The following is a 4,507-nucleotide window of genomic DNA, read 5'->3' as shown; positions in this document are numbered from 1 at the left end:
GTGCCGCTCGGCCCGCTCCAGCGCGGCCTGCGGGTCGGTGCAACCGAGCGCCAGCACGGCGACGCCCTCGCCGTGCCGCTCGACGTAGCGGGCCACCGGATCATCGGTGTTCTCGCTGGAGTGCAGCCGTAGTCGGATGGTGCCCTGGTGGAGGTGAACGGTCTGCACCCCGGGCTTGCACCCGGGCTGGTCGCTGTCGCGCAGGAAGCCGAAGCCGGTCTGGAGCTCGGCGGCGGTCCGGGCGGCGTCCGCGCAGTGGTACTCGACATGGGTGATCGTCTGAATGGACAACTGAGCTCCTGGCATTAGGAGTTGAGAGCGGAGGGGGCAGGCCGTGGCGGCCTGAGGAGTCGAGAGCGGGGGAGCAGGTTGTGGCGGCCTGAGGAGTTGGGAGCGGAGGGAGCAGGCTGTGGCGGCCTATTTGACGGTGCGGGTGGGCGTTGGCCCGAAGATCAGGCTGGTGTTGTGGCCGCCGAACGCGAAGGCGTTGCTCAGCGCGGCCCGGAGCTCGGCCGGCCGGGCGGTGCCGCGGACGTGGTCCAGGGCGCATGCCGGGTCGGGCTCGCCCAGGTTGAGGGTGGGCGGGAGCAAGCCGCGGGCCACGGCCAGGGCAGTGATGGCGGCCTCCACCGCTCCGGCTGCGCCCAGCAGGTGGCCGGTGGCACCCTTGGTGGAGCTGACGGCGGGCCGGTGCTCGCCGAACACCGCGTTGAGCGCGGCCGATTCGGCGATGTCGCCGAGCTTGGTGCTGGTGCCGTGTGCGTTGACGTAGCCGATGTCGGATGTGGCCAGGCCGGCGCTCGCGACGGCGGTGCGCATGGCGTCGGCCGCGCCCTCGCCGTCCGGGCGGGGCATGGTCGGGTGGTGGGCGTCGGTGGTCGAGCCCCAGCCGATCAGCTCGGCGTAGCCGGCCGCGCCCCGGGCGACCGCGTGCTCGACGCTCTCCAGGACCAGGACGGCGCTGCCCTCGCCCAGCACGAACCCGTTGCGGCGGGTGTCGAACGGTCGGCTCGCCTGCGCCGGGTCGTCCCAACCCTGGGCCAGCGCACGGGCGTTGGTGAAGGCGGCGGCGATCGTCGGATGCAACGAGGACTCGGTCCCGCCGCACACCACCACGTCGGCGTCGCCTGCCCGGATCAGCCGCAGCCCCTCGGCCACCGCCTGGGCGCCGGCCGCGCAGGCCGTCACGATCGTGGTGCTGTAGCCCCGGATCCCGTGCTTGATCGCCACCCGGGCGGTCGCCATGTTGGAGAGCATCCCCGGCAGCAGGTACGGACTGACGCCGGGCCGGCCGCGCTCCAGCCGCCGGTGCGACTGTTGCTCGAAGGTCTCCAGGCCGCCGCCGCCGGTGGCCAGCACCACGGCGGTACGGCGGGCGTCGACGTCGCGGCCGACCACCACTCCCGCGTCGGCCAGCGCGTCGTCCGCAGCGGCCAAGGCCAGCAGCACGAAGCGGTCCACGCAGCGGGTCTCGGTCGGCGGCAGCACCTCCCGGCCGTCGATGTGCGGGGCGATCCCGGCGGCGGGCAGCCAACCGTGCGCGGCGTGGCCCTCGGGCACGGCGACGATGCCGCTGCGCCCGGCGTTCAGCGCTTCGAAGACCTCGGCGGGCTTGCGGCCCAGCGGGGTCACCAGGCCCATCCCGGTGACGACGGCGCCCGGCCGCCTCGGGGTTCGGTTCGCGGTCGGGGTCATCGGACGGCCACCGAGGCGAGGTAGCGCTCGCGCAGCAGGACCTTGCGGACCTTGCCGGTCGGGCCGAGCGGGATGTCGTCGTCGCCGACCACCAGGACCGAGCGGACGGTGGCGGCGGTGTGTTCGTCGAGCGCGGCGACGACCTCGTCGGTGCGGTCGGCGGCCGGGTCGGCGCCGTCCGCGAGGATCAGCAGCACGTCGGTGACCACGCGGTCGCCGTCCTTCACCGCGACGACCGTGCAGTCCCGGACGCCGGGGACGCGGGCCAGCACCTGCTCCTCGGACATCGCGGTGTACAGCCGCTTGCCGGCGCCCAGGTCGACCGAGTCCACCAAGCGGTCGACGTGGTAGTAGAAGCCCTCCTCGTCCCGGTACATCAGGTCGCCGGTGAGGAAGCGGCCACGGAGCCGGGTGCGGTAGGTGGTGACCGAGTCGTTCCAGTAGCCGGGCGCCAGGGTCGGGGAGGCGGTGGCGAGTTCGCCGACCTCGCCGGGGCCGAGCGGGTCGCCGTCCGGGCCGACCACCTCGCAGTCCACGAAGGTGTGCGGACGGCCGACGCAGCGGCCGTACTTCTCGGTGCCGGGGGCGTGGGTGATGAAGAAGTGCGAGTGGCCCATCTCGGTCGAGCCCAGACCGTCGACGAACACCGAGCCCGGCTCGCGGCCGCGGCCCCGGCGGGTGACGGTCTCGCGCGAGCCGGTGGCGATCAGCCGGCGGATGTGCGCCTCGTGCGCGCAGTCCCCGGTGTTCCACCACAGTGCGATCGTGTCGAGCTCGCGGGCGGACAGGTCGTGGTGGGCGAGGTCGGCCCAGGTGGCGGCGAAGCCGATCACACCGCGCGGCTTCCAGTCCTCGATGGCGTCCAACACACTGGTACCGGACTGCCGTGAGAGCAGGGCGAGTTCAGCGTGCGTACTGAGGGCGAAGTTCACTGCGATGAGGGTGGCCGCGTGCGGGGCGGGGAGGGCGCTGAGCATCCGGTCCGAGCCCTGCGGGCGTGGCAGCGTGGCACGGTGGCGGATCGCCGCGTACAGGCTGGCGTGCGAGTGCACCACGGCTTTGGGCATCCCGGTGGTGCCGGAGGAGTGGGTGATCGCCACCGGGTCGCCCGCAGAGTGCCGGTACGGCTCGGGCGCCGCGTCCGGGTCGCCGGAGCCGAGCTCGGAGGCATCGGCGAGCACCGGGGTCGCCGTGTCGTGCCCGGCCAACTCGGCCCGGTGCTCAGGGTCGGTGAGGATGCCGACGGCGCCGAGGCGGGCGATGTAGCGGGCCGCGCGCTCGCCCTCCACCCCGGGGTTGAGCAGCGCCGGGATCGCACCGAGCCGGGCCAGTGCCAGGAAGGAGAGGACGTGGTCGGCGGCGGCGGTCGCGTACACCACCACCGGGTCCCGCCGGCCGATTCCGAGGGCGCGCAGCGCGGCCACCCGGGCCCGGACGGCGCGGTCGACCTCGCGCAGGGTGAAGGGCTCCCAGGCGGCGTGGTCGTCCACCGCGGTGTCGAAGGTCAGCAGCGGGTCGTCGAGACCGATGCCCAAGGCGATCCTGCTGGTCAGCACGTTTCCTGCGCCGACGTCCGGGTCGGCCGCCAGGACGCTGCGGATACTGCGGATGTTCACGGTGATGGATCCCTCTCATGGTGCCGGCCATGCGGGTGCGGTGCGCGGCGTCTGGGACGCGTACGGATGGGGTGTCCGGAGTGTGCGCGGATGCGCGGTCGTGGGGCGCGACGGTGAGTCACGCGGTCAGGTGGAGGCGACCAGGACGGCGGTGCCGTGATCGGTGCCCCCGGCCGGTTCGGCCTGCTCCGCGGCGATGACCAGGACCCGGTCGGCGTCGCCGTCCGCGAGGAGCAGAGCGGCCAACTCCAGTGCGTCCGCCGGGATCCGGCCGGGTGCGGCAGCCTCCCGCGGGCTGATGGCGACGACCGGGCCGGTCAGCCCCCAGCGGGCGGCGATATGCCCGAGGATCGCGTTGGGGTTGGACTGGAAGAACAGCAGCGGCGGCATCCGGCGCCCGGAGGCGGCGGCGGTGTCGATGGCCAGTGCGGTGGCGCGGTCGCCTCCGGCGCTGGCGAGTACCAGCCCCGTGCGACTGGTCGCGGGTGGTGTGGACAGGTGCTCTCCACGTGCTCCGTCCTGCCCGTCGGGTCGGGTCGGCGGGGTCGTCCTGCCCGGTACGGGCCCCGCCCCCGGTCTGCCGCTCTCCCGGTCCGTGTCGCGGTACCGGGTGAGGCAGAGCTCGGCGACGGCCGCGACCAGGGGGTTGAAGGTGGAGGCCGAGAAGCCGGGCAACGGAGGTGGCTCGCCGGTTCCCTGCGGGGGCGGCCAGGTCGCTGTGGCGAGGGTGCGCAGTCCGCTCATGCGGCGGCTACCAGGAGTGCGGTGTTGGCGCCGCCGAACGCCGAGTTGAGGCTGAGGGCGTAGCGGGGGCGGTCCTCGCGCGGTCCCTCCAGGACGAGGTTCAGGCCGATCTCCGGGTCAGGGCCCAGCCAGCCGGCGTTGACCGGTAGCCGTTCGTTGGCCAACGCCGCGATGGTGACGACGAGTTCGAGCAGTGCGGAGGCTTCCAGGGCGTGGCCGTGGACGGACTTGCTGGAGCTGACCGGGAGTCCGTCCAGCGCGTCGCCGAACACCTCGCGCAGCGCCCGTGCCTCCGCCAGATCGGACATCGGCGAACCGGTGCCGTTGGCGTTGACGTAGCCCACCTCGGACGGGGCGACACCCGCCCGAGCCAGCGCGGCCCGGGTGGCGCGGGCCACGCCCTCGCCGTCGGGGCGTGGACGGCACACGTGATGGGCGTCCCCGGACCGGCC

Annotated in this window: 4 protein-coding genes and 1 pseudogene; all 5 read right to left on the bottom strand. The window is 74.0% G+C overall.

Annotated elements, in window-relative coordinates:
• On the bottom strand, positions 1-291 hold a 291-nt coding region (locus tag GT354_RS27560), incomplete at its 3' end, for a VOC family protein (protein ID WP_202512367.1).
• Between the two features lie 126 nt (positions 292-417).
• Complete coding sequence (locus GT354_RS27555) at positions 418-1,695, bottom strand: beta-ketoacyl-[acyl-carrier-protein] synthase family protein (protein ID WP_161359083.1); 1,278 nt, start codon at positions 1,693-1,695, stop codon at positions 418-420.
• A complete protein-coding gene (locus GT354_RS27550) occupies positions 1,692-3,311 on the bottom strand; it encodes a class I adenylate-forming enzyme family protein (protein WP_161359082.1) in 1,620 nt (539 codons plus the stop codon). Before GT354_RS27550 ends, GT354_RS27555 begins: the two co-directional genes overlap by 4 nt.
• Positions 3,312-3,437: 126 nt before the next feature.
• Positions 3,438-4,055 (bottom strand): beta-ketoacyl synthase N-terminal-like domain-containing protein, encoded by a 618-nt coding sequence (locus GT354_RS27545; protein WP_161359081.1) that lies wholly within the window; start codon positions 4,053-4,055, stop codon positions 3,438-3,440.
• A pseudogene (locus GT354_RS27540) lies at positions 4,052-4,507 on the bottom strand (beta-ketoacyl-[acyl-carrier-protein] synthase family protein); the annotation flags it as partial. The pseudogene GT354_RS27540 and the gene GT354_RS27545, both read right to left, overlap by 4 nt.

The organism is Streptomyces sp. SID3343 (assembly GCF_009865215.1).
In the GTDB taxonomy this organism is placed as follows: domain Bacteria; phylum Actinomycetota; class Actinomycetes; order Streptomycetales; family Streptomycetaceae; genus Embleya.
This window is presented reverse-complemented; position numbering and strand designations above follow the sequence as displayed.

Excerpts from the sequence above, each read along its gene's own strand:
- GT354_RS27545 (WP_161359081.1), bottom strand. The coding sequence starts at position 4,055 with ATGAGCGGACTGCGCACCCTCGCCACAGCGACCTGGCCGCCCCCGCAG.
- GT354_RS27555 (WP_161359083.1), bottom strand. The coding sequence starts at position 1,695 with ATGACCCCGACCGCGAACCGAACCCCGAGGCGGCCGGGCGCCGTCGTC.